The organism is Peribacillus frigoritolerans, from assembly GCF_030676415.1.
Classification (GTDB): Bacteria; Bacillota; Bacilli; order Bacillales; family DSM-1321; genus Peribacillus; species Peribacillus frigoritolerans_A.
The window spans coordinates 1-255 of sequence record NZ_JAUUTW010000146.1; the positions used below are offsets into that span (position 1 = coordinate 1).

Below are 255 nucleotides of genomic sequence, written 5' to 3' on the forward strand. Positions count from 1 at the left end.
AAAGTAGTCCAACGCATACCATGCTTTTCTTTTGCATCTGCGAATACACGCTCAATCGTTTCTTTACGTTTTGCATATATAGGTTTTACATCTTGATGATGACGCAGATGATCTGCTTCTTCCACATATGCTTGCCAGATATGCCGTGTCACCACTTTTTGACAGTCTTTGCTTTCTGTACACCGAGATAAAAATGAGCATGTTGTACAAATTTGTTTTGGCGATTTGTACTCGCGATAGCCCTCTTTATTTGTT

The 255-nt window shown here is 39.2% G+C and carries 1 protein-coding gene; it reads right to left on the bottom strand.

What is annotated here, in order from left to right; translation table 11 throughout:
* On the bottom strand, positions 1–255 hold a 255-nt coding region (locus Q8G36_RS28830; protein ID WP_305163172.1), incomplete at both ends, for a transposase.